A 24,533-nucleotide genomic window follows, 5' to 3' on the forward strand; every position below is an offset into this window, starting at 1 on the left:
TCGTATCTTCACACTCCCCGTGTCGCTTTCTCACATAAGAAGCACGCTTTCTTCGTTTCGTAAAATCAACAGCAGCGCTGCGGAAGAGTTTTCCGCAGCGCTGCTGTGCGTGTTTCTTCGTTATTCTATTATACACAGTCTATTCCGGTTTTTCCACCCAAAACTTTATGCTCCGAGGGTCGCTGCCATAACTGCTTTGATCGTATGCATACGGTTCTCTGCTTCTTCGAATACTCTCGACTGCGCAGATTCAAATACTTCATCGGTTACTTCCATCTCATTCAGGCCGTAGCGGTCGTGGATCTCTTTTCCGATCTTTGTTTTCAGATCGTGGAAGGACGGCAGGCAGTGCAGGAATACGGCGGTATCTTTTGCATTTGCCATTGCTTCTTTTGTGACACGGTACGGAGTCAGATCGTGGATTCTCTCCTCCCATACGCTGTCCGGCTCACCCATAGATACCCAGACATCGGTGTAGATAACATCGGCATCTTTTGTTCCTTCTTTTACGTCCTCGGTGAGGGTGATGGTTGCACCGCTCTCCTTTGCATACTCCTCACACTGAGCCACAAGCTCTGCGTTCGGGAAGTATTTCTTCGGTGCGCAGGCTACAAAATCCATTCCCATCTTTGCAGATGCAATCATCAGGGAATTTCCCATATTGTAACGGGCGTCGCCCATGTAAACGAATTTGATGCCTTTTAAATGGCCGAATTCTTCCTGGATCGTCAGCATGTCGGCGAGCATCTGTGTCGGATGATACTCATTCGTCAGTCCGTTCCATACCGGAACTTTCGAATATTTTGCCAGCTCTTCTACAATCTCCTGGCCGAATCCACGGTACTCAATTCCCTCATACATACCGGCAAGAACGCGGGCAGTATCTTTAATGCTCTCTTTTTTGCCGATCTGGGAACCGGTCGGATCCAGATACGTTGTCCCCATACCGAGATCGTGTGCAGCTACCTCGAAGGAACAGCGGGTTCTGGTGCTGGTTTTCTCAAAAATCAGCGCAACGTTTTTACCACGCAGGGTATCCACCGGAATGCCTTTCTTTTTCTTCTCCTTCAGCTCTGCGGACAGATCCAGCAGATAGGCAATCTCTTCCGGTGTAAAATCTTTCAATGTCAGAAAATCGCGTCCTTTTAAATCCATGGCTTGTTCCTCCTTATATCTGCATATGGTGTATTTTATTATTTCCTATACTGTGATGTTGGGTCAAAAAGTTTTTTGCCCCTTGGTTTCCTTGAATAGTCTCTATTATGAAACAGACCTGTTCATCTGTCAAGAGTAAAATGTATATTTTTACGTATTTTCTTTATATTATTCATATAATATGCATTTTTATGCACTTTAAAAACACTCTCTTTCCATTTTTCCCGTTATCACGGCTGTCACCGGGGGCTCTTGTAACTGCGGACTTTTGTTCGCTGTCCATGAAAAATCTCCCACATCCGGCATCACGCTTTCTGTGGGAGAATTCTCTTTTTCTTATCGATTTATCTCTATTTTACTTCTGCACTTCTTTTCCTGCCGGCACTTTCTGTTCCTCCACAATACCTTTGAATGTGGTGGCCAGACTTGCCAGTCCCTGCAGATCGGACGGAACAACAATCTTTGTTGCCTTTCCATTTGCCAGAACACCGAGTGCCTCGAGGCTCTTTAAGGTAAGAACAGCATCGTCTGCACCGGCTTCTTTGATCGCGCGGATACCATCGGCATTTGCCTGCTGTACTTTGAGGATTGCCTCTGCCTGACCTTCTGCCTCACGGATTCGTTTCTCTTTTTCTGCTTCTGCACGAAGAATAGCCGCCTGTTTTTCAGCCTCTGCATCGAGAATAGCTGACTGTTTTTTACCTTCGGCAACAAGGATGGTCGATTTTTTTTCTCCTTCTGCAATCAGGATTGCTTCACGGCGTTCACGCTCTGCCTTCATCTGTTTCTCCATCGCTTCCTGGATGGCTGCCGGAGGCATAATGTTTTTCAGCTCGACACGGTTTACTTTAATTCCCCACGGATCGGTCGCGATATCAAGCGCAGCCTGCATCTTTGTATTGATGATCTCACGGGATGTCAGCGTTTCATCGAGCTCGAGATCTCCGATGATGTTTCGAAGCGTTGTTGCCGTCAGGTTTTCAATTGCCATCAGCGGATTGACAACACCGTATGCAAACAGCTTCGGATCGGTAATCTGGAAGAATACGACGGTATCAATCTGCATCGTAACATTATCTTTTGTGATAACCGGCTGCGGCGGGAAATCCACCACCTGCTCTTTTAAATTCACGCGTATGGCCACGCGCTCGATAAACGGAACTTTAAAATGAAGACCGGTTGCCCAGGTGCCTTTGTATTTTCCAAGGCTCTCAACAACGTAAGCACTGGCCTGCGGCACGATCTTCACACACGATGCTGCGATAAACAGTACAATCACAAGAAGCACAATCAATAAAATTCCTGCAACTCCTCCACCACTCATGTTTCATTTCCTCCTTCTTTTTCTTTGACCTTTACAATCAGCTTGACGCCTTCCACACGGAGCACCGTAACGACTGCATCCACGGGAATCGTACCTCCTTCGTTCTCTGTACGCGCAGTCCACACGTTTCCTCCAAGCGAAACCTTTCCGGTTCCCGCAAGATTGGAGATTTCCTCCGTCACGACTCCTTCCATGCCAACCACACGGTCCACGTTCGTCTTCAGTGTATCCTTATTCAGAAAGCGAACGGCGAGCGGACGTGTAAAAAACAGAAGTACCAGCGATACAACAAGAAACAGTACAATCTGAATTACAATCCCGGCTCCGCACATGGCAGCGATCAAAGCAACAAGCGCCCCACCTGCAAACCAGATCGTCGCAAGACCAAGTGTTGCTGCTTCAATCACTAAAAAAACGACGAGTGCGATCAGCCAGTAAACCGGCAGGTAAGCTGTAATACCCATGCGTTTTTCCCCCTTTCTGAAAAAATTGGCTGTTGTATTCATCATACTATAATGATGAAAAAATAACAAGCAAAGTTAAAAACATTCAGAAAAAAGAAAGATTTGTCAGGAATCGTCTACAGACTGTCAATTCCAAGCCGGGACATGAAAACGAGGATGGCTGACAAAAAACCATATGCGTGAATACGTAAAAATAATACGAGGGTGAAGCTTAATAGTTTCCAGAATACCGATTTGATTTGAACTACGTAATGCAGGCAATTCCATATCGTCAGAGTTTTTCGAACAAACGGATCTGACCCATATTGTTTCAGCAGCTTTCTGACCGCAGAAACATTTTTTCCTTCATATGTCATCTCTTCCTTCGCCAGATACATTGCACCAATCACCAGGTGAAACAGCATCAGGTCGCCATAAATGTGTGTTGCTCTGGCCGGTATTTTGGGGAATCACTTTTTTCTGTTTTCTCTCCAATACCTACCGCGTCCGCCATACAACACTACGTCAGACATTAGCAGACTTCCGCGCCGATAACCAGAAAACCAAGCTGTTGAAAATTTTTGAAAATAACGATGTCCCGTAACTGGAAATCCAACAACATTTCCTGTAAAACTCCATAAGGATAGTCTGCACTTTTTGACTATCCGGTAGTATTTGTTTCAGAGTAAAAAAAGAGTAAGTGAACGTCTCCCCTTGTTCACTTACTCTTTTTTCTATACCGTCGATTCCATCTCATTTTTCATGACTTTGAACCGATCACAATCTATGGAAATGCATGCTCCCTCCGCCTATCCCCTTGCAAAGGTTCCACGCCTGTTTTTAATAAAAGTGCTGATATCCAATCTGGATTCCGCTGCCGTAGCCGCTGTTAAAATACAGGCATCCGCCAACCGGGCTCTCGCCGGAAAGTGCTGCCTGTGCAGCTGCATAACAGTCACTTCTTGCTCCGCGGGAAAGCACGCTCTGGAAGGTTCCGGTCGCAACCGGTGTAAACTGTCCACCCTGATAAATAACGCCGGAAACACTGTTCGGGAAGGAACCGCTGTTGACACGGTTTACTACAACCGCTCCGACTGCCACCATTCCTGTGTAGCTCTCGCCGCCTGCCTCGCACTCGATCAGTGCTGCAAGCATTGCCACATCATTGCTGTCTGCGGAAATTACCGATGCACTGCCTGCTGTGGAGGCTGCTGCTGCGCTGCTTGCCACACAGGCCTGTGATGCCTGGTATTCCTCCATGGAAACAGCACCTTTTAACTCCTCTGAAAGTGTCACATAGTCTCCATGAACATATGCGCTGCTTCCGCTGTACTGGATCTGATACCAGTCAGCCTCTTCGCCGAATACGCTGACTTCACCATTCTGTGTCAGTGTTCCAACCTGCGCGGAATCTGTGGATGCTGCCTCACGGACACGAAGGCTGTCCGCCTGAACAACTCCGATGATACCGCACATATTGCGGTAATGTGCTTTTGCCTCTTCCCCAAATACCAGATATTCATTCTTTATGTAGCCTTCTACACCATTGGAAGAGATCTTGCTCCACTCGTCTCCTTTTTCTGTTACAGTAACCGCATAGCCCGGCATCAGAACTCCGACGATCTCGGAATCCACGCTTGCCTCGCTGCGGATGTTGGCATATCCTTCTACGTTTGCTGCAGCCATTGTGCTCCAGTCTGTTTTATTTAAAATGGTTTCTTCCTTTGTCTCTGCTTTTACGGGTGCAGCCATGATAACAGTCAGTGTGAGCACGCTCCCCAGGATGCCCGGCACATAACTTTTTTTGAATGTCATACTTACCTCCTAAACAATTATTACGTTTTTGTTACATCTTGTTACAAACCGATTCTACCAGTGTTACATCTTTTTGTCAACTAGAATATTTCGACAACATTCCTGTCTTTTCCCATCGTTTTTTTCATAGAACCCACAATTTTTCACCACTTTTCCGCTTTTTTGACGAATTGGATCGGTTTTTATTCCCACTTTTTCTTCTGCATGCGGCCTGCCTGGAATACTTTTCCGTGTCTTGTTTCCTTCTTTTTATTTTGCTTTTGTTTCACATTCTGCCCTTTCTGCCCTCTTTTTCCGCAAATATTTTTTAAGAAATTGTGACAATTCTTTTTCTATTTTTCGACATGCATTACAAACCTTTTCCACTTTTGACGCATTTTCAAATTTTCTTTTAACTTTTTATTTTTACATGATATTTCTTTCTACATATGGTATAATCTTTAAAAAGAAAGAAAATTTATATTTTATCAATTATTTTTCTTTCAATTTATACGTGAAACTTACCGCAGGAAAATAAAACAGATCGACATCAGAAACCGATCAGGTGAAAGGAGGATGTCATATGTTACACAGCACACAGACAACGAAAAAACACACAGGAAATTTGATTCTGAGATTCGGAATGGCAGGCCTCCTGGCGGCCGGATTATTTTTTTCCGCTCCGTATTCGGCAGCAGCCGAGACAGTTCCAAGTGCAGAAAATACAGACGCCGGTGAAATTACCATTCACTTCACCCATTACGATGCACAGGACCTGGAATTCTATCTGAACACCGATCAGGCGGCTCTTGCTTTTACCGATGCTACCCTGACATTTCAGGATTCCACAATGGATGCGCCGGTCACCATGTCATATCTTTCCGATGATGGTTCCTATGTCCTGTATCAGAACAGCGAACCGGTCGAGGAAGTAAACGGAACGTTCTCCGTATCGATGGTTACGGAACCTGGCTACACACTGGATATGGATCAGATTTCCTTCTATGTTAATGGACAGGCCGTTTCCAATGGCGGTTCCGTTGTGATTACGGATTCTTCGGCGGCGATGACTTCTCTTGTTTACTGTACCGCAATCCCGGAAACACCGGCAACTGACCCGGAGCCATCTCTTCCGGAAGAGCCATCTGCACCGGAAGTTCCGGAAGAACCGGCCGCTCCAGAACCATCCGTTCCGGAACAGCCATCCGCACCGGCAGAAACCCCGACCGTGGTACAGCCATCTGCTTCGGAACAGCCGACACAGGAAAATATTCTTCCGGAAACCGCAGCTCCTGCATCCAAAGCTGCACCGGAACAGGTTCCTGCATCCGAACCGATCGCAGCAGAACCGATTGCCAGCGCAGTTGTTACAGAAGACGAAGAAGTTGATCTTTCCACCATCCACCCGGAAGTTACCGCATCCGCTGTTACTTCTTCCAGCCAGCTTCCAGCCGCAACGCAGATTGTACCATCTGTCAGAACAACAGACCCGGATGCACAGATTATTACTTCGGAAACTGCAGCTCTTGAAAATGCCGCACAGGCCGAGAATACACAGACTGCACACACAGGAATCGGCTCCTGGTTCCATCAGCGAACAAATCAGATCCTCGCAGTCATGATCGCTGTGATCCTGCTTCTGATCCTGATCGAATCACTTCTGGCACTAAAGGATTCCATGAATCAGAAAAGATCGCATCGCTTCTATTAAAAATAAGGTCCATAATAAAAAATAATACAAGAGAAGGAACGTATCTCATGAAACATGGGATACGTTCCTTCTCTTATATTATTTTTTATCCTCTTTTTTTCGCAGCCGCTTTCTGAATCTCACGGAAATCGTGCAGCGCCTGACGGCCGATTTTTACGATTTTACGGATGTTGATGGAATTTGTTCCTCCCTGACGCGGCTTGAAGCTGATCGGGATGAAACGGATTTTCCGGTGAAAATACGCTCCGAAGGCAGTCAGCAGTGCGTTCGGCAGATTGTAGTTTTGCGGCATCAGCGGCAGATACTCGGCCACGTAGTCTGCTTTCATCAGACGGAACGGGGCATTTGCATCCGGCACGGATACGTGGAAATAGGTCCAGAGCACCGCGCACAGCACTTTTTCCACGACAGCGCGGGAAAAGCCGTCGCCGCGGCTTGTGCGGTTTCCGAAAATGGCGTCGTAGCCCTCGCGGATCTGCCAGAACTTTTCGAACTCCGCCGGATCGGTCTGACCATCGGAATCGGTCTGGAAGATATAGTCCGCACCGTTTTCAAGTGCATAGCGGTATCCGTACAGAACGGTGGAACCGTGGCCGCCGTTTGGCTTCGTCAGCACGGTGAGCAACGGGTGGGTTTCGCACTCTGCTGAAGCAATTTCATACGTATCGTCGCGGCTTCCGTCGTTGATGATCACAAGACGGGACGCACCGCCGCCGTTATGCTTCTCCACGACGGGACACCATTCCTCGATCGTTCTTTTGATATTTTCCGACTCATTATAGGCTGGTATTACAATATATAAAGTATCCATTGGTATTCTCCTTGCATTTCCTTCCATCCATTATACAGGATTTCTTTTCATTGCGAAAGATGCGCTCATGGAGAAAATTTCCCAGTACCGTTCGTTTGTTATTCTTCCCACAGTTTCTGCGGATAACGGCCCTCGTCTTTTAATTTCTGCAGTGCTGCCATGACATTTTCTTTGTCTTCTTTGTACGTTACGCCGTACCAGTTATCATAGGAGCGGAGTACGGTGACTTCCGCTTTTTTCTCCTGCAGCAGTTCATCGACAACGAACGGCAGGAAGTATTCGCCTTTTAACGGGTTGGTTTTGTATACATCCTCGAGGAACGGCAGGAAGCGGCGTTTCAGCTCGATCAGAATGCTCGGTGTGAAGCCCCAGAGGTTCATGGAAACGATGGTTCCCTGCGACAGTCCGGTCCAGGTTGCGCCGTCATCCTCAGTGTATTCGGCCTGTCCGCCGTGGTTTTCGATTCTTGTGCGCTCATGAATGCCGACAAGGTGGTTCTGGTCGTCTGCGGTGCAGATGCCGCGGGCTACGTGGCCATTGTCGGTCAGGGTTTTGTACAGGTCGTAGGCAACCATCGCGTACTGATAGGTCGCGCCGTCCTGCTCGGTTGTCAGCTGGCGGTAGATCTCCTCGAATGCCGTTCTTCCATAATAATCATCGGAATTGATGACGGCGAACGGTGCGCCGTCGATGGCTTCTGCCGCACAGAGAATCGCATGACCGGTTCCCCACGGTTTGACGCGGCCTTCCGGCACTTCGTAGCCTTTCGGGAGAACGTCGAGTTCCTGGTAAACATACTCTACATCCATGTATTTCTCAATTCGCCTGCCGATGCCCTCGCGGAATGCCTCATCGATGGCTTTTTTGATGATAAAGATGACTTTCTCAAAGCCTGCCTGTTTTGCATCATAAATGGAAAAGTCGATAATCATATTTCCGTACGGGTCAACCGGATCAATCTGTTTTAATCCGCCGTAACGGCTTCCCATTCCTGCTGCCATGATGACTAATACTGGTTTTTTGCTCATGATGTTCTCTCCTTTTTATTCTCCAAAATAAACTTTTAATCTCTCCGCAAAGTCTGCCGGGATTTCTCTTTCAAATGGAAATGGTTCTGCATCCGCCAGATACTCGGCGATTTCGCCCAGGACACCGGCGCTCCGGTTCAGTGACCAGGCGGAGATCCAGTCGATCGTATCGTGGCAGGTGTGCATGCCGAAACCATCGCGGTTCAGCGTCATCGCCGGGATGCCCTTCCATGCGAAGGTGTTGGAATCGCTGCTCCAGATGTTGTTGATGAGCGATACGCCTTTGTCCGCCTGTTTTAAGTGCTCCATGATCACGTCGCATGCCTCTTTCGTTGCTGCCACGCCAAGCACGGTTCCGCCGATGGCCTGTCCGGCGAGGTCGACGTTCATGTTGAAGCGGTGCTGCGCCAGCTCGGCTTCATGCGCTTTCACATACGCCCGGCTTCCGCAGAGACCCAGCTCCTCCGCGCCGAACCAGATGCATTCCAGTGTCCGTTTCGGGCGGTTTTCGGCGAAGTAGTGTGCCAGCTCCATGATGATCGCTGCGCCCGCCATGTTGTCGTATGCACCAGGTCCCTGCGGAACGGAATCGTAATGAGCCGTCAGCGTCAGGATTTCCTCTGGCTGCTCGGTTCCCGGGATGCGCAGGATGATATTTTTCGACGTTCTCCTGATTTTTTTCTGCTGTAAAACGAGGCGTGCACGGCTCGCTCCCCGTTCTACCAGTTCCATCACATCAAGATAATGAATGACGGCGCACGGCAGTTTCGGATTTTTTACGCCGCGCAGGGTGCGGTAGTCCGGCAGACGGTCCTCGTCTTTGTCCAGCGGCGTTCCGGTCAGGATCAGAAATCCGACGGCTCCTGCTTTTTCCAGTTTTTCATAGTTTTCTGCATTGGCACCGCCGTTGATCAGGACGATTTTCCCTTCTGCATGGGAAAGGCTGACTGGGTCGCCGTTTTCTACGTAGAGGAATGGTGCCTCCACGCCTTCCGGAGCGGTATTGGCTGCCGCGAAGCAGCCGCGGACGGTGTATGTTTTCTCATATGGCTCTGTGACCGTAAAGACAGCTTCGTCAACCTGCCATGTCTCAATCTCGAACGGCTCGCGGCGGATCTGCAATTCGCCCTGCCCCCATTTTTCTGCGATTTCAGAAAGTTCTTTTTCGATCCGGCAGGCTGCTTTTTCTTCGCCTTCCGTTCCGGCTTCGCGGATGTAGTTAAACTGGCTGATGAACGCATACTGCCGCTGGCCGCTGATGGTATTTGCTTTCATAATAATGTTATGTCCTTTTCTTTTCTTTTTTTATTTTCTTAAAGTTCTTCCAGTACCGCTCTCGCGCTGCGCACGGCTTTGACATCAGTGCGGTAGAGGGTGTATTCGCTTAAGGATGGAAGTCCCATGTTCACATTTTCTTTCCGGTACTGCATCGGGCTCGCCAGTTCGATTTTTCCGGACATGTGGTAGGCGGTCACGCCGGTTTTCGGATACAGCTCGCGGATCGCATCCGCGCAGATACCGCCGCCCGCCTGAATACGGATGCGTCCCGCCGCCTGGCGCTGCAGTTCGGCGAGAAGCTCTGCTCCTTTTACCGCACTGTTCTGCTGACCGGAGGTGAGAATGGTGTTCATACCGAGCGATACCGCCTGCTCAAGCGCTTCTTTCGGATCGCGGCAGACATCGAACGCGCGGTGCAGCGTCACGGACATGCCGTCGGCTGCCTCCATCAGCTGTTCCATTGCCTCCATATTCATCGTTCCATCCTCTTTCAGCACACCGACCACAACGCCCTCTGCACCAAGTTCGCGGTACATCGCGACTTCCTCGCGGATTTCTTCTAATTCATATGGGGTGTAGCAGAAATCCCCGAACCGCGGGCGGATCAATGCATGAATCGGAATGGTTGTCTGTCTGCGGATCACCTCAAACAGCTTCGGACTCGGCGTTGTTCCGCCGATCACCAGATTCTGACACAGCTCCAGCCGGCTCGCTCCGCCTTTTGCCGCCGCAAGCGCCGACTCCGCCGAGTCCACGCAGACTTCCAGGATATAATCGTTCATAAAATTCCCTCTGTTTTCGTAAGTTTTCTTTCTCTATCATACCCTATTTAGGGCGATTAGGAAAGAGCTTCTTTGGTTCACTTTCGTTCACTTCTGCTTTTGATGCAGATACTTCTCCCTCGTCGCCATCCCGCCGCGGATGTGGCGCTCGGACTTGTTTACATCAAGAATCTTCCGCGCCTCCGCCGCCAGCTGCGGATTCACCAGCACCAGCCGCGAGGTCAGATCCTTATGCACAGTGCTCTTGCTCACCCCGAATTTTTTCGCCGTCTGCCGTACTGTCGCTTTCGTCTCGATCATGTAAATCGCTGTTTCTACAGCACGCTCCTCGATATAGTCCCTCACAAAAAGCCTCCGAAGACGCTGTTTTTACAGTGTATTCGGAGGCTATGATGGGTATGTCTTCTATTTTATTATTTGTAATATACCCATACCGCTTTTGTCTGTTCCAGCACCTGATCGATATCCCAGGTTTTTTCGGAATTTTTTCTGCTGTTTGGGTCGTTGATTTTCAGTCTGCCATTCTGCAATCCGGTAAGAACGATAAAATGACCGTTGCTGGTAAACTCCCCGGGTCCCATCAGGGCAATGATGGGGTTTCCGGCCTGCAGGTTGTTTTCCACCCGTTCCCGTTCCACAGGGATTTCTTTGCTGGAAAGGCCGATCTGCCGGGCTCCTTCCAGCATCAGAGACCAGGCGGTTCCGCTGCCGTCTACGGCATAGCCGTTCTGTGAGGCAAAATCGGCGACCCAGCGCGGATTTTTTGTGATATCGCCGGTCATGAAAATGGCAACCATGGAAAGTGCTGTCGGTCCGCAGCCGCTTAATCCCATCACTTCACCGGCATATCGGTGATAGCCCCATCTCTGATCCCACTGCAAGAGAAGCGGAACCTCCGATGCGGATGACAGGTCGCTCAGGTCAATCTCCGGCTCCTCCTCTTTTTTCAACGGATATTCTTCAACGAACGTCTCCGTCTCATTGTTTCTCTCATAAAGCGATAGCAGATCCTCCGGGTACTGATCCATTGAAATGCCGTTTGCTTTCGCATATCGCTGGATCGGATTCTGCCGGAAGTGCCGCACACCGCCCAAAATCAGGAGACAGCTAAGTAACAGCAGCAGCCCGCGGATTCGCCACACCTTTCTTTTTCGTCTCCGCACTCTTTCTCTTCTTCGCATCATCTTTTTTCGTTCTGCCGTCTCTTGCCATGTCAGTGTATTGCTTTCACGGATCATGAAAAATCCCCCTCCCGATCTTATTGTGTACTCCCAAAATCTTTCCATTCCTGATTTTGTGAGATGATTGAGAGTACATTCTTCTCTTTCATCATAACAAATTTCCGATTTTTCTTTTTGTATATTTTCCGAAGAAAAACTGCAATTTTTCTGTCCGCTTCCTTAAGATTTTTTGTAGCTATGCAGAGCCATGCGAAATGGAAGATGGAAGAAAAATCGCAAGCAGGAAAATGATGGCAAATTCTGGAAATATCGTTGAGAAAAAATATCAAAAATAGTAGAATAAGGAAAATACAAACTTTAAGCGGAGGATAAAACAAATGAAAAAACTGAAAGTAAAAAAAGGCAGCACCTGTATGGCTTGTCTTGCCTGTGTGGGAGCATGTTCTGAGGCATTTTATAAGGTATTTGATCCGGACAAGGCATGTCTGCAGATCGTAGAGAAAAAGGCTGTCCGCCCGATTGCCTGTCCGCAGTGCGGTAAATGTGCCGAGGCCTGTCCGGAAGGCGCCATTACCCAGAACCCGAAGGGCGTTTACATGATCAACAAGAAAAAATGTACGGGATGCGGAGCCTGTGCGAAGGCCTGTCCATTTGGCCTGATCGTAAAAACCGAGGGCAATCCGGCTTCCAAATGTATTGCCTGCGGTATCTGCGCGAAAGCCTGTCCGATGGATGTACTGGAAGTTGTGGACGAATAATGATCCGAACTCTGAGATATCGTCGGGATCTCGTGTAAGCACAGATCCTGACTCATTGCTCACATAAACATAAAAATGCACTGTGGAACGTCGTCGGACAATTCCACAGTGTATTTTTATGTTAAACGAAAAACAATTGATTCCCGCTCGCTGCCTGGCAGAATGATCGATGCCCGTTTCCACAGACGGCATTCCGACAAAAAGGGACAAAATTTACAATTTTACTCCCGCGCCAGCAGAACCATCGATTTTGCCGGAAGCATCATGCTTTCTTTCATCTCTGCTCCATCCTCTGCACAGCGTTTTCCATCGCAGAGCAGTTTCCAGTTTCCTTCCGGGAGTTTCTGCAAAGCTTCTTTTTCCCATGGATTGTAGAAGACGCAGACTGCGCGGCCATCCGGGTATTCCAGTTCGTAACCTGCGATCTGGTTTTCACGGAAAAATGTCTTTTTACAGTCCGGCTCGCACGTTCCGTATGCCTGAAATTTTCGGCGCAGAGCGAGAAGACCACGGTAATAGTCCACCAGCTCTTCCTGCTCTAAGGCGCGTGTCCAGTCAATTTTGTTGAGCTGCCACGACGATTTGAAGCTGTTTCCTTCGCCATGCTTCGTGCGCGCAAATTCCTCACCCGCCTGGAAAAACGGCATTCCCTTGCAGGTCATCACAATGCCCGCCGCCAGACGGTTCATCGAAAGCGTCCGCTCATCCATCTTGTCAAAATCCGGCTCCGCATCCTCCTTCCGCTTCGGATCGGACAGTTTTAATTTATCCCACAGTGTATAATTATCATGTGCCGACACATACGGAATCAGCTGGCTCGCATTGCGCGGCTCATAGGCTCCTTTTCCGTCCAGCCAGCCGTCTGTCGCGGAAAGTATTCCTGCTGAAAGACGCTCTTTTCCATTGACATAGCCTCCCTCTGCGGCAATGAAAACACTTCCCTTGATGGAATCTCTCGTATCGTCACAGAACATGGAAATGCCATCCATCAGCTTTCCGATATTCTGTTTATCCGAAGGGAAATATCCCTCCTGCATTGCGCTTGCCGCTGCTTTCCACGGTTCACCGTAAACCAGAATCTCCTCGCCGCGCGGCATCCGGTTCAGAGCTGTGCGGATCGCATTCATGGTCTCCGTGTCATGCAGTGCCATCAGATCGAAGCGGAAACCGTCGATATGATATTCCTTCGCCCAGTAACAAACCGAGTGAACCATAAAGCGGCGGAACATCTCCCGCTCACTTGCCGTCTCGTTTCCACAGTCGGAGCCATTGGAAATCGTGCCGTCCTCCCATTCACGGTAATAATAATAAGGAACTGTTTTCTGAAGCGGCGAATCGAGATTATACGTATGATTGTATACCACATCCATAATCACGCCGATGCCGGCTTTATGCAGTGCCTGAACCATTTCCTTCATTTCCCGGATACGTACCTCTCCGTGGAAAGGATCGGTTGCATAGGATCCCTCCGGCACATTGTACTGCACCGGGTCGTAGCCCCAGTTGAACGCTTCCGCATCGTCTTCCGGCACACTTCCGAAATCGAAAACAGGAAGCAGATGCACATGAGAAATGCCAAGCGACTTCAGATAATCGAGCCCTGTCGCATGAATTCCGTCTCCATTCAGTGTTGTGCCTTCTTCCGTAAATGCCAGAAACTTTCCACGGTGCTTATCCGAAACACCGGAATTCGGATCGCTTGAAAAATCCTTCACATGAAGCTCATACACACAGCGGTCCTCCGGCCGGATTTCCGGTCTTTTATCCTGCTCCCAGCCCACCGGGTCCGTCTCTGCAAGATTTACTACCATACTCCGCTCCGAATCAACACCGGAAGCCACGCCGTACGGATCGACCGTATCAAAAACGCCATCTGAGTGCAGAATGTGATACGTATAATACGTTCCATACCGCGCTCCCTGCAATGCACAACTCCAGACACCCTTTTCGCCGCGCGTCATCGCAATCGAGGCTATTTTTCGGTCCCCGTACTCCCGGCTGCTGCCACGTGAAAACAGCTCCAGCGAAACCTCCATTGCTGTCGGCGCCCAGAGCTTCCACTCTGTCACAAACTGCTCATCCTTTTTCGGCATCTGCCAGTTTCCATCACATTCCCTGCTCTTCTTCACCGAGACACCGAGGTCATCCCCTTCATACGTAAAGTTTTCCACAAATTCTTCCGATTCAAAAAAGCTTTTCCACTCCGCCGGCGTTCTTTTCACCACCGCATTCATCTTCTTTCCCTCCATTTCTTTGTAAACCCGCAGAATCTCTCCGACACTCCACGCCTGCGCATAGCAGCCCTTCGACATCACCGGCGCCGCACCATCATAAATCTCCGCCAGATGAAACAGGCATCCTTCCTGCATCCAGCTCGCAAGACGGTCCAGTCCGCGGCGCACTTCCTGTTTTCCCTCCTTCGGGAAATAGTTCAGCACCGCACGGAAATACGCCCCAAGCGGAAATCCCCAGACTGTCCCCTGATGATATGCCCTGTCACGCTCCGGCTGGCTTCCGCCGATCCATGGATGAAATGCCGGATCCTCCATCTCCAATGACCGCAGTCCTGCTGTCGTATACAGCTTTTCTTTAACCGCCTGTAAGATCCGCTGCCCCTGCTTCTGACTCATCATCTGAAACGGAAGCGCCAGCACAAAGACCTGATTGCATCGAAACTGCTTCTCTTCATACGTGCCGTTCAGCACATCCTTCAGATATCCTTCCTCTTCCATCCAGAACTTTTCGAGGAAACTCTTCTTCACCTGCTCCGCAAGCTTCCCATACGCCGATCCATCCTTTCCGACAAACGGCGCCAGCTCTTCCAGAATCCTCAGACCATTATACCAGTACGCATTAATCTCCACCGGCTTCCCGTGACGCGGTGTCGGCAGCTCCTTGTCAATCCGCACATCCATCCACGTCACCTGTTCCAGACCGCCCCCGGCCATAATCAGCCCGTCACTGTCCATTTTAATATGGAAATCCGTTCCCTTCTGATACCAGAACACAATATCCTCCATCACCGGAAACGCCTCGCACACAAACTCCAGATCTCCTGTTTCAAGGTAATACTCATACACCACATCCAAAAACAAAAGGGCCGCATCCACCGTATTATACATCGGAAGCGCATCCCCCTCCGGAAACAGGTTCGGCATCAGTCCTTCTTTTGTATATGCCATAAAGGTTCGAAGAATGCTCTTGCACTCTTCATATTCCCCAATTGCCAGCGTGCACCCCGGCAGCGAAATCATCGTATCCCGCCCCCAGTCCGCAAAATAAGGAAAACCAGCCATAATACTCTTCCCACCTGTCGATGCACGTTCCGTAATATACTGACTCGCACTCACCGCCAGCCGCTTTCCCACCGGATCAGAAATCCCGGACTTTTCCGCAATCGCCTCCTGCCGCTTCTCTTCCTCTTCTATCCACAGCGCAATCCTTTCCTCATCCCACTTATCCACATCATCCGCGAGACTATACACAACAAAAAAGACCTGCTCCCTGCCGTCTCCCGTCATCTCAAACCGAATCCGATGATTCACGACAGCACTTCCGATGCCATCTCTTCCATCCCGCGCATCCTGCTCAAAAAACAAATCCCTCCAGATCCTCTCCTTCTCCATCTGAAGCTCCCCATTCGTTCCATAAGAAAGAATCACACCATTACTCGCAATGCACTTCCGGTCCACCGCAAAATTCTGCCCCTCCTGCAGCTGCTCTCCCTTCGCCGCAAACCGCATCACCGGCCGAACCGAAAAACTCCCCTTCTTCCCACTTCTCACCCGATACCGGACAAGAACCGTATTCTCCCCCTGAACCATCCCAATCGTCTTCTCAATTTCAATCCCCTTCACCCGGTAAAACCATACCGGCAGACTCCCCATCTCAAATCCTTCCAGAAACCGAAACCCCTCCACATTCTGCGTCCGATTCACAAACTCCTGTGAAAACAGCTCCGTTTCCTCTCCATCCACCTCCAACGTCTCCCAGACATTCGAAATCAGATGCTCCCGCACCGTAGGCGCCTTCAGTGCCCCCATCAACAGCGCCTGATCATTCCTCGCCGCATTCCCCATCACCGTCAGCGAACAATAACCTCCCAGTCCGTTTGTCAGCAAAAAACACTTCTTTTCTCCACTCCGAAAATCCATCCACTCCGAAGCATTCAGTCGAATCCTATCCATACCGCAAAACCTCCAAATTTCACACAATATGTTCCCGGAACTTTTCTGTTCTCATAAAATCAAGCACAAAAAACTCCGGAAATATTTTTTTTCATTCTATCTCCAAACTTCGCACCAGTCAACAAACTCACGCCGATTCGCCCTCCGGGCGAATCCAGCCCCTCTCCCCGTCCTCCAACACACTCTCCCCTTCCACACACAACAATCTCACGCCGATCTGCCCTCCGGGCAGATCCAGACCACTCCTCCCGTCCCCAACACACTCCCACCTCTCCACACAACAATCTCACGCCGATCTGCCCTCCGGGCAGATCCAGCCCCTCCTCCCGTCCTTCAACCCCAGGATCTGGCTCCGGCGTCGTGGCACCTGCCGCGCAGACGGGCGCATTGGCATCGGCGGCATGCGGATGATGCACGCGTGGGAGGCAGTGGGGTGAGGATGACGGACGGCCATCCAGGCCGGAAGTCAAGAGGCTCTGAGACGGGAAATCATCAGATTTCCTGTCGAATAGCCTCGGTTCCTCAATCCACCGCCTCCCACACGTCATCATCCGCCCGCCGATGCCACCGCGCCCGTCTGTGCGGCAGGTGCCACGGCGCCGGAGTCAGATCCGTCCCCCACACACAAATAGAGCAGCCGACCCCTCATCGGCTGCTCCACAAATCATCCTTTGACGGCTCCTGAAAGCCCATCTGTATAATATCTCTGCATTACAACAAACAAAATCGCAATCGGCACCGAAATGCAAACCGCTCCCGCCGCAAAGCAAGTATACCAGCTGTCGATATACTCCTTCTCCAGCATCTTCCACAGACCCAGTGCAACCGTATAATACTTCGCATTCGCCCTGCAGATAACCTTTGCGAAAATAAAGTCCAGCCACGGTCCCAGAAATGCACTCAAAGTCGTGTACACAATAATCGGCTTACTCAGTGGAATTGTCACCTTCGTAAATACCTGGAATCTCGTTGCTCCATCCAGATAAGCCGCCTCATCCAGTGCCTTCGGAACCGTATCAAAAAATCCCTTTGCAAGCAGGAATCCCGCTCCGGAACCGCCCGAGTACACCAGAATCAATGCCACACGGATCATCGATCCCTCCGAAAGGCCAACTGCCTTTAAAATATAGTAGACAGCAACCATCGACATAAATGCCGGGAACAGACCTAAGATCATCGCGATGTTCATGTAAGTCTTACGGATTTTAAACCGCATTCTCGACATGCAGTAAGAAACCGAAAGCACAAATATTGTAGAAATCAGACAACTGAACACCGCAATGATAAATGTGTTCTTAAACATCTGCGGAAAGTCTAACACCTGCGTATCTGTAAACAGACGCACATAGTTATGAAGCGTATATCCCTTTGGGAAAAAGCTGGTAACATAAGATCCCTTCTGTGTACTGAAGCTTAAGAGTGCAATCCACAGAACCGGAATCACCCACACAATCGCAAGCAGTGCCAGAACCACATGTACAATCACATCGGAAATCATTCCACGCGCTTTCATGGAGTGTGTTTTTTTCTCTTTGTTATTCATTATTGGAATCCCTCCTCGTTCTTGTAAGAACCAGTATTCCGGTACGTGATCAGTGAAACCACAGCCAGAATGACAAAGGTAAGAATACCGACAACCGCACCAACGTTAAAGTACTGTAAGTCAACCGTCAGCTTGTACAGCCAGGTAACCAGAAGGTCCGTCTTTCCGGCGGTTGCTCCGACCGGAACCGGTGCTCCTGCAGTCAGCAGATAAATAACGTTGAAGTTGTTGATATTACCCGTAAACGTCGTAATCAGATACGGAGTCGTGACAAACAGCATATACGGCAGCGTAATTTTAAAGAAAATTGTCACAGGACCTGCGCCATCAACACGGGCTGCCTCGTAAAGCTCACCCGGAATGTTCTGTAAGATACCGGTAACCTGCATCATGGTAAACGGAATACCAACCCAGAGGTTGATGATAACAACCGTTGCTCTCGCCCAGGTCGCATTTGTCAGGAACGGAAGCGGACTGCTGATCAGACCGGCCTGAACCAAGAGGTTGTTGATCAGGCCGTTGTCCTTTAACATCGTACGCATCAGAAGAAGAGAAACGAACTGCGGAATTGCAGCGGAGAGCATAAAACAGAATCTCCAGAATCCCTTGATGCGGGTTGTTTTACGATTGATGACAATCGCAAGAATCATACCAAGAATATAGTTCAGGAAGGTAGCGAGCACAGCCCAGATCAGGGTCCATCCAAGAACAGACCAGAATGTCTTGCCGATCGAGTTGCCCATGCCAAGAACCGTACTGAAATTTTTCAGTCCAACCCAGTGAAAAATCGTCAGATGGTCGCCGACTTTACTGTAGCTGGTGAAAGCCATACAGATCATAAAGACCAGTGGAAGGATTGTGAAAATCACAATACCGAGAATCGGAAGTGTCAGCAGGGTCCAGTGCAGTCTCTTGTCAACGAGTGCTTCCAGATCCTCTTTGATGGTGTTGATATGTTTCCCTTCCTTTGCACGACACTCTACCTCATAAGCGCTCTTCATATTGACACGCCAGATCATAAAGAAGAGAACCGTAATAAAAATCGTTGCTACTCCGTAGAGCAGGAACAGAATTGTCATATCGCCGCCGGTATATTCATAAATACCCTTGGCCTCGTTCCACACCTCTTCCTGCGCACGGCCGCCCAGGGTGATGAGATGATAGAGATTGTTGATACCGCCTTCGATCATAAACAGGAGATACGCAATTTCTACTGCCAGAAATAAAATACCCTTTACGATCTGTTTGTGAGCCAGATTTCCCAGTCCCATGACAAACATGGAAAGTTTCGTGACCGCATCGCCCTTTGTGATGGCTTTTGTCACCGGATAGGGAGTCTCAAACTCTTTGGCGCGTTTTTTCAATGATGCCATAATCTATCCTTTCCGAAAGACAGGCATTGTCAATCCTGGTGTCTGACAATGCCTGTGGTTTCAATCCTGTTGATTTCCGAACACTTCAGTGCCTGTCTTGCTTACTCGACTGCAGAAGTATTCATGCTTGTGTTCAGTTTCTCTGTCATTTCTGCAGCGTTATCATGGGTAACTTCACCGTTGACCAGAGATTTACCAAAATTCTCTGCCGGAGTCCAGTAGTTGCTCATATTCTTAACGAACGGCTGGATGATAGAAGTATTGTTGAAGGTATCGTTCTGAGCAGTTACCAGTGCATCGTCTGTGATCTGGGAAAGCAGCTCTTCGTTACACGGAACTACGTTTCTCATTTCATAGTGTGCTTTCTGAGCATCTGCGCTTCCGAGATATCTTGCAAGAGCAACTGCAACCTGCGGATATTCACAGTTCGGATTCACACCGATTGCTTTAGAACCGGAGAAGGATTTCATCTGTTTCTCCTCGCCGTTGATGGTGATGGTCGGAAGCTGTACAACACCGTAATTATCACCGAGTGCCTCTTTAACTGCGGATGCATCCCAGGAACCGGAGAACATTGCTTTTACAGAACCGTCACGCAGACCGGAAAGACCGGATCCGTCTGCATCAGATACGAAGTTCGGATTGTTTACCAGGTCAACCAGGTAATCGGTCACTGCTTTTGCTTTATCGCCTTCGAAGTCAACGCCTGCTGCCTCGTCTGTTCCGTCCTCACCGAACAGCGTACAGCCGTTTGCTACGTAGAAGGAAGCAATGTACCAGGAGTTTGTAATCGGGAAGGAAATCTTGTCTTTTGCGATCATGGTATCCAGGTTTTTCACTTCATCCTCAGTGAATGCAGATTTATCATAGTACATAAACCAGGTGTTTGTGGTGAATGGTACACCGTAGATATCGCCGTCAACGGATACGGAATCTACAATTGCCTGAGAGTTGTTCTCTTTTACCTCCTCAACTGTCTGTCCGCCGAGTTTTGAAATTCCGTTTGCAGCGATCAGGGATGTCAGGTTGTCGTTTGCAAACATGTAAACATCTGCTGCTCCTTCAACGTCCTGTGTTACGGTATCTTTTGCATCGCTCTCTGCGCATACACCGTAATCAAAGGTAATGTGCCAGGATGGATGCTCCTCTGCAAACTGATTGCACATGGTCTGCAGCCACTCACCGCTGTCGCTTGCCTGATCCTCTGATGGAGACCATACGGTAAGGGTTGTGGTAATTTCCTCTTCCTCTGCTGCGTTGGAAGCAGATGCGCTTGTGCTTCCTGCCTCGGATGTGCTCTTGGAATCGTTTCCGGAAGCGGCATTTGAAGAACCGCTGTCGCTGTTTCCGCATCCTGCCAGCATGCCAACTGCAAGTGCTGCGGTCATCATAATAGATACTACTTTCTTTTTCATATTGAAAATCCTCCTTATATGATTTTTCTTTCTGGAACGTCTGCTGTCATATCGCATTTGCTGCTTGGTATCTCTCGTTCTTATTGATTTTATTATAGCAGTTGGCGGATTTTTCTGAAATATCAAGAATCTATGATCTATGTTGGATTTCTACGTTACATTTCTACACCGGAGCGTATCCGGAAAATCATTTCCGCAATCTGCAGAATTCTTTTCCGCAACAAAAAAAGAGGCCGCGCACCGTTTTTCCGGTGCGTCCTGCCTCCTCTTCTGTTTTTTATTCCGCCTTCTGCTCGGCTTTTTCTTCTGTCTTCTGATTTTCCTGTGAACTCAGGCTTTTCCTTTCCTGAATCATCTCCTGAATGATCTCATTTCCGCCTTCCTCCTGCCACTCTTTTACAAAGTCGTCAAAAGAAGAAAGCTCAGACTCGCCCCGGATAATTTTTAAAAAGGTCTCCGATTCCAGTTCTTTTAAGGTGTAACGATATGTTTCTGTGGTCTTCGTCCGGGTCGGATAAATCGTATTCACTCTTTGAATCTTTTCGTCGCTTAAAAGCGAGCAGGCTGTGATACGGGATAAATACGCGCTCCACTCCTCCGCACTCGCTGTTTTCGGGTTCTCCAGATAGGCGCGGCATACCTTTTCGAACGATCTTTCCAAAATCTCCAGCTCATCCTCCGATTTTTCCCCGTTCAGTGCCGCCTGCAGATTTTCGTAACAGATCGTCAGTGCCTGATTATAGTCGAGATTGATTGCTAAGGGGCGTGCCGTCGGATCGATATTTCCCGTATAATATTGCTGAAATTCTCCCCTTGGATCATCGTAGGAATAGCGCATATAATCAAACATCACCGACAGAATCTTCGGCACAATCTCCGGATATTCATACCCTTTTCGCACTACCACATAATTTCCGGTCAGCTTTTCGTTGCAGTATCGCACACTTCCATCCTTCCCGGTCCGAATCAGAAACGGCTGCCAGTCGGCCTCCGGATCCGTCTCATGACAGCGCCAGAGCGGGTTGTTCGGTGCCCACCACGGTGCGAAGAAAATGCCGCAGCGTCCCTGGGCAATGAGCTCGGCAATGTCATCCTGTGTGCGGATCAAAAAGTCCCGGTCAAGGACGCCCTCCTGGTACCAGTCGGCCAGCATGCCAAGTGCGTCTTTTACATTGGGCTGAACGGAACCATAAACCGGCATTCCTTCCGCATCCGTCAGCCATCTTCCCGGATATGCACCAAATGAGGCAAAAATAAGATTCATGCCGTATTCCGAAGAAATGCCCGTGCCGCCGTACAGAGTTGTGCTGACTGCAAGACCGATGTTACCCATCTCCTGGTTTGCCGGATTCTCCTCTGCAAACGTCAACGCAATATGTTTCACATCATCGATCGTTTCCGGTACGGAAAGTCCCAGTTTTTCCATCCAGTCCTTCCGCACCCATAGAAGATTCGGACCGTCCGAAATGTTGGTTTCCGGGAATGCCATCAGCTTTCCGTCAAAGGTACAGCCCTGCAGAATCTCCTCACCGTAGCTTGCATAAATATCCTTGATACGGTCGCTGGCACAATTTGCATAAACCTCTGTAAGATCGGCAAGCTGATCGTTTTTCTGCATGGCATTCATCGTTTTTTGATCCACAACCATGATATCGGCAATGTTTCCTGTTGCAATCATGGTAGAAATGCCAACGTTATAGGTATCACCGTAGTTTTCATAAACATCCTCGTTCTGTACATTAATGATTTCGCGGATCAGGCGTGTATAGGCATTGTCCTCATAGGTTTCTCCCTCCGGGAGATTGGAATTATTCACACCCGTCATTTTTGCCAGCGTGTACGTGATGGTTTCCGGGTAACGTCCGTACGGCGTTGTTTTCGCTTCCGTAAGAGCCGCAGCCTCATTTCCGGCAGCATCGGAAACAGAATCATTTCCTGCTGCGCCACTTTCTCCACAGCTGCTCAGCGCCATTCCCGCTGCCAGCAGTACAGCAAGGCCTGCCGCAAGTTTTTTTTGCATCATGCCTGTACCTCCCTTTCCACGCCCGGAATCCGCACCGTCACTTTTGTTCCCTTTCCCGGCTCACTCTCAATCGAAAGACCATACGCTTCTCCGTATTCGAGCTGAATCCGGGAATTGACATTCCGCACACCGTAGCCGCTGCTCTTCTCCGTCAAAATTGTCTGTGCTTTCTCCTGTTCCATACCAACACCATTATCTGCCACGGAAAGTACCACACAATTTCCGTCACGCCGTCCGCTGATTGTGATCACGCCGGGCTCACTGCCGCGCCGCCGGTCAATTCCATGCGCAATCGCATTTTCGGCAAGCGGCTGCAGAATCAGGTTCAATGTACGGTAATCCAGAATATCCTCCGCTACATCCATTTTAACCGTAAAGCTGTAGTCATGAAACATTTCCTGAATTTGCAGATACGAACGCACATTGTCGATCTCCTCGCGGATGGACATCGTATTTTTGCCTTTGTTCAGGGAAGTCCTGTAGTACCGCGAAAGCGCCAGCGTCGCCTTGCTGATATCATCCGAACCGATTTCCAGCGCTTTCCAGTTGATCAGCGACAGGGAATTATACAGAAAATGCGGGTTAATCTGTGCGCGGAGCGCCGTCATCTCATACTGTTTCTGGCGGATGCGGCTCTCATAGACTTCCTGAATCAGCTGACGGATGCGTGACAGCATCTGATTAAAGCCACGCGTCAGATCACCGATTTCATCCCTTTCTGTAGAAACCAGTTCCACTTCCAGATTTCCTTCTTCTACCTCGGACATTGTCATTTTTATCTTTTCAAGGCGGTGCGCCATGTTTCCGGAGAATTTCATAATCACGACCGCAGAGAAAATAACGCAGCCTGCCCACATCAGAAGAACCATCAGAAGAATCGGCTGCATCGGACTGATGATGCCTTTTTTCGGCAGATAGCACGCGGCATGCCATCCATTCTGCTCAATCTCCTTTTCCAGGAGAATGTAGTTCGCTGTATTCTGCTTCTCTTTTTTTTGTATCTTCTGAAAGTCTGAAAATTCCATCTGGTATTTTGCATTCCTGGTCATCTTCTGATTTTCATACAGCACTTCTTTGTCCTCATTGTAGACGAAAACACCGTAATCCTCATTAACTGTAAGCTCCATGGAGCCAAAAATCTTACTGTAGTCCATGGAAATGTATAAAAAACCGCCTTTTCCGTCATCAATCAGCGGCATAGACCGCACCAGCGTCACCGTTCCCTGATCCATATCAGCATACCAGTGAACATCATTGTCTGCCGGTGCTGTCCATTCATCATTTTCCATTTCCCGCGCCGGACGCAGATACGTGCCGTGCGGAATGACGAAATCACGCACATAGACCGTAGACTGTCGGATTTCCGGGTAAAAATAACTTAAGGAATCCATCATCGGATCAAACTCTTTCACCATGCGCTCGTATGCTTCGAAGCTGTTTTTGTCTTCTGCCTTTACAATCTGAACAATTGTCTGGTCGAATGCCAGATAGTCCGACATACTCTGGTGCAGCGCAAGCTCCGTATTCACATCGTCCACTGCCTGATCAAAGGTGGTTTGCAGATTTTTGATCTCACGCTCGACAAGTACACGACGCATCTGGGTGTAAAACAGTGTGAACATCAGGCACATTGGGAAAAGTCCTGTGAGAACGTAAGCCACGATAAGCTTCCGGTGTACCTTCATATCTGAAAATGCTTTTTTTATTCTAGCGGCAAATGATGTCAT

The 24,533-nt window shown here is 49.1% G+C and carries 18 protein-coding genes; 2 read left to right on the top strand and 16 right to left on the bottom strand.

Going from position 1 to position 24,533, the window contains the following annotated elements; genetic code table 11:
• Positions 1 to 165: 165 nt before the first annotated feature.
• The 4 genes from argF to DW743_RS08285 all read right to left on the bottom strand — a co-directional run bounded on the left by argF (position 166) and on the right by DW743_RS08285 (position 4,737).
• Complete coding sequence (gene argF / locus DW743_RS08265) at positions 166 to 1,155, bottom strand: ornithine carbamoyltransferase (RefSeq protein WP_117761273.1); 990 nt, start codon at positions 1,153 to 1,155, stop codon at positions 166 to 168.
• 355 nt (positions 1,156 to 1,510) lie between these two features.
• The gene (locus DW743_RS08270) at positions 1,511 to 2,479 is read right to left on the bottom strand and encodes an SPFH domain-containing protein (protein ID WP_117761275.1); all 969 of its coding nucleotides are present in this window, start codon (positions 2,477 to 2,479) and stop codon (positions 1,511 to 1,513) included.
• Positions 2,476 to 2,943, bottom strand: coding sequence for an NfeD family protein (locus DW743_RS08275; protein WP_117761277.1), 468 nt, complete (start codon positions 2,941 to 2,943; stop codon positions 2,476 to 2,478). The genes DW743_RS08270 and DW743_RS08275 overlap by 4 nt, the downstream gene beginning before the upstream one ends.
• An 819-nt stretch (positions 2,944 to 3,762) precedes the next feature.
• On the bottom strand, positions 3,763 to 4,737 hold the full coding sequence (locus DW743_RS08285; RefSeq protein WP_117761281.1) for a cell wall hydrolase: 975 nt from the start codon (positions 4,735 to 4,737) through the stop codon (positions 3,763 to 3,765).
• A gap of 562 nt (positions 4,738 to 5,299) precedes the next feature.
• Here DW743_RS08285 and DW743_RS08290 point away from each other — a divergent pair.
• The gene (locus DW743_RS08290; RefSeq protein ID WP_117761283.1) at positions 5,300 to 6,427 is read left to right on the top strand and encodes a hypothetical protein; all 1,128 of its coding nucleotides are present in this window, start codon (positions 5,300 to 5,302) and stop codon (positions 6,425 to 6,427) included.
• Between the two features lie 85 nt (positions 6,428 to 6,512).
• On the opposite strand, the gene DW743_RS08295 is transcribed toward DW743_RS08290, so the two are convergent.
• From DW743_RS08295 to DW743_RS08320, 6 genes are all read right to left on the bottom strand, one after another.
• Positions 6,513 to 7,238: a glycosyltransferase family 2 protein gene (locus DW743_RS08295; protein ID WP_117761285.1), complete on the bottom strand. Its 726-nt coding sequence runs from the start codon at positions 7,236 to 7,238 to the stop codon at positions 6,513 to 6,515.
• Positions 7,239 to 7,336: 98 nt separating this feature from the next.
• Complete coding sequence (locus DW743_RS08300; RefSeq protein WP_117761287.1) at positions 7,337 to 8,266, bottom strand: nucleotidyltransferase family protein; 930 nt, start codon at positions 8,264 to 8,266, stop codon at positions 7,337 to 7,339.
• 15 nt (positions 8,267 to 8,281) lie between these two features.
• Entirely contained in the window at positions 8,282 to 9,541 is a 1,260-nt protein-coding gene (locus DW743_RS08305; RefSeq protein WP_117761289.1) for a M20/M25/M40 family metallo-hydrolase, read from the bottom strand.
• Between the two features lie 38 nt (positions 9,542 to 9,579).
• The gene (locus DW743_RS08310) at positions 9,580 to 10,326 is read right to left on the bottom strand and encodes a copper homeostasis protein CutC (RefSeq protein ID WP_117761291.1); all 747 of its coding nucleotides are present in this window, start codon (positions 10,324 to 10,326) and stop codon (positions 9,580 to 9,582) included.
• Between the two features lie 87 nt (positions 10,327 to 10,413).
• On the bottom strand, positions 10,414 to 10,671 hold the full coding sequence (gene spoIIID / locus DW743_RS08315) for a sporulation transcriptional regulator SpoIIID (protein ID WP_055225733.1): 258 nt from the start codon (positions 10,669 to 10,671) through the stop codon (positions 10,414 to 10,416).
• A gap of 68 nt (positions 10,672 to 10,739) precedes the next feature.
• Positions 10,740 to 11,564 (bottom strand): C39 family peptidase, encoded by an 825-nt coding sequence (locus tag DW743_RS08320; protein ID WP_158568551.1) that lies wholly within the window; start codon positions 11,562 to 11,564, stop codon positions 10,740 to 10,742.
• A gap of 320 nt (positions 11,565 to 11,884) precedes the next feature.
• On the opposite strand from DW743_RS08320, the gene DW743_RS08325 reads away from it, so the two are divergent.
• A complete protein-coding gene (locus tag DW743_RS08325) occupies positions 11,885 to 12,265 on the top strand; it encodes a 4Fe-4S binding protein (protein WP_022463049.1) in 381 nt (126 codons plus the stop codon).
• A gap of 221 nt (positions 12,266 to 12,486) precedes the next feature.
• Here DW743_RS08325 and pulA read toward each other — a convergent pair whose 3' ends face one another.
• The 6 genes from pulA to DW743_RS08365 form a co-directional block, all read right to left on the bottom strand.
• A complete protein-coding gene (pulA, locus tag DW743_RS08330) occupies positions 12,487 to 16,452 on the bottom strand; it encodes a type I pullulanase (RefSeq protein ID WP_117761295.1) in 3,966 nt (1,321 codons plus the stop codon).
• 664 nt (positions 16,453 to 17,116) lie between these two features.
• Complete coding sequence (locus tag DW743_RS08340) at positions 17,117 to 17,995, bottom strand: sugar ABC transporter permease (RefSeq protein ID WP_227094136.1); 879 nt, start codon at positions 17,993 to 17,995, stop codon at positions 17,117 to 17,119.
• Complete coding sequence (locus DW743_RS08345) at positions 17,995 to 19,368, bottom strand: carbohydrate ABC transporter permease (RefSeq protein WP_117761299.1); 1,374 nt, start codon at positions 19,366 to 19,368, stop codon at positions 17,995 to 17,997. Before DW743_RS08345 ends, DW743_RS08340 begins: the two co-directional genes overlap by 1 nt.
• 101 nt (positions 19,369 to 19,469) lie before the next feature.
• Entirely contained in the window at positions 19,470 to 20,783 is a 1,314-nt protein-coding gene (locus tag DW743_RS08350) for an extracellular solute-binding protein (protein ID WP_117510163.1), read from the bottom strand.
• Positions 20,784 to 21,060: 277 nt separating this feature from the next.
• Entirely contained in the window at positions 21,061 to 22,806 is a 1,746-nt protein-coding gene (locus tag DW743_RS08360) for an extracellular solute-binding protein (protein ID WP_117761303.1), read from the bottom strand.
• Positions 22,803 to 24,533 (bottom strand): sensor histidine kinase, encoded by a 1,731-nt coding sequence (locus DW743_RS08365; protein ID WP_158568552.1) that lies wholly within the window; start codon positions 24,531 to 24,533, stop codon positions 22,803 to 22,805. Before DW743_RS08365 ends, DW743_RS08360 begins: the two co-directional genes overlap by 4 nt.

Source organism: Blautia sp. AM28-27 (assembly GCF_003480905.1).
In the GTDB taxonomy this organism is placed as follows: domain Bacteria; phylum Bacillota; class Clostridia; order Lachnospirales; family Lachnospiraceae; genus Fusicatenibacter; species Fusicatenibacter saccharivorans.

What these genes read in the sequence shown, in the direction of transcription:
- argF (WP_117761273.1), bottom strand. Translation starts at nt 1,155, where the DNA reads ATGGATTTAAAAGGACGCGATTTTCTGACATTGAAAGATTTTACACCG.
- DW743_RS08270 (WP_117761275.1), bottom strand. Translation starts at nt 2,479, where the DNA reads ATGAGTGGTGGAGGAGTTGCAGGAATTTTATTGATTGTGCTTCTTGTG.
- DW743_RS08275 (WP_117761277.1), bottom strand. Translation starts at nt 2,943, where the DNA reads ATGGGTATTACAGCTTACCTGCCGGTTTACTGGCTGATCGCACTCGTC.
- DW743_RS08285 (WP_117761281.1), bottom strand. Translation starts at nt 4,737, where the DNA reads ATGACATTCAAAAAAAGTTATGTGCCGGGCATCCTGGGGAGCGTGCTC.
- DW743_RS08290 (WP_117761283.1), top strand. Translation starts at nt 5,300, where the DNA reads ATGTTACACAGCACACAGACAACGAAAAAACACACAGGAAATTTGATT.
- DW743_RS08295 (WP_117761285.1), bottom strand. Translation starts at nt 7,238, where the DNA reads ATGGATACTTTATATATTGTAATACCAGCCTATAATGAGTCGGAAAAT.
- DW743_RS08300 (WP_117761287.1), bottom strand. Translation starts at nt 8,266, where the DNA reads ATGAGCAAAAAACCAGTATTAGTCATCATGGCAGCAGGAATGGGAAGC.
- DW743_RS08305 (WP_117761289.1), bottom strand. Translation starts at nt 9,541, where the DNA reads ATGAAAGCAAATACCATCAGCGGCCAGCGGCAGTATGCGTTCATCAGC.
- DW743_RS08310 (WP_117761291.1), bottom strand. Translation starts at nt 10,326, where the DNA reads ATGAACGATTATATCCTGGAAGTCTGCGTGGACTCGGCGGAGTCGGCG.
- DW743_RS08320 (WP_158568551.1), bottom strand. Translation starts at nt 11,564, where the DNA reads ATGATCCGTGAAAGCAATACACTGACATGGCAAGAGACGGCAGAACGA.
- DW743_RS08325 (WP_022463049.1), top strand. Translation starts at nt 11,885, where the DNA reads ATGAAAAAACTGAAAGTAAAAAAAGGCAGCACCTGTATGGCTTGTCTT.
- pulA (WP_117761295.1), bottom strand. Translation starts at nt 16,452, where the DNA reads ATGGATAGGATTCGACTGAATGCTTCGGAGTGGATGGATTTTCGGAGT.
- DW743_RS08340 (WP_227094136.1), bottom strand. Translation starts at nt 17,995, where the DNA reads ATGAATAACAAAGAGAAAAAAACACACTCCATGAAAGCGCGTGGAATG.
- DW743_RS08345 (WP_117761299.1), bottom strand. Translation starts at nt 19,368, where the DNA reads ATGGCATCATTGAAAAAACGCGCCAAAGAGTTTGAGACTCCCTATCCG.
- DW743_RS08350 (WP_117510163.1), bottom strand. Translation starts at nt 20,783, where the DNA reads ATGAAAAAGAAAGTAGTATCTATTATGATGACCGCAGCACTTGCAGTT.
- DW743_RS08360 (WP_117761303.1), bottom strand. Translation starts at nt 22,806, where the DNA reads ATGATGCAAAAAAAACTTGCGGCAGGCCTTGCTGTACTGCTGGCAGCG.
- DW743_RS08365 (WP_158568552.1), bottom strand. Translation starts at nt 24,533, where the DNA reads ATGACATCATTTGCCGCTAGAATAAAAAAAGCATTTTCAGATATGAAG.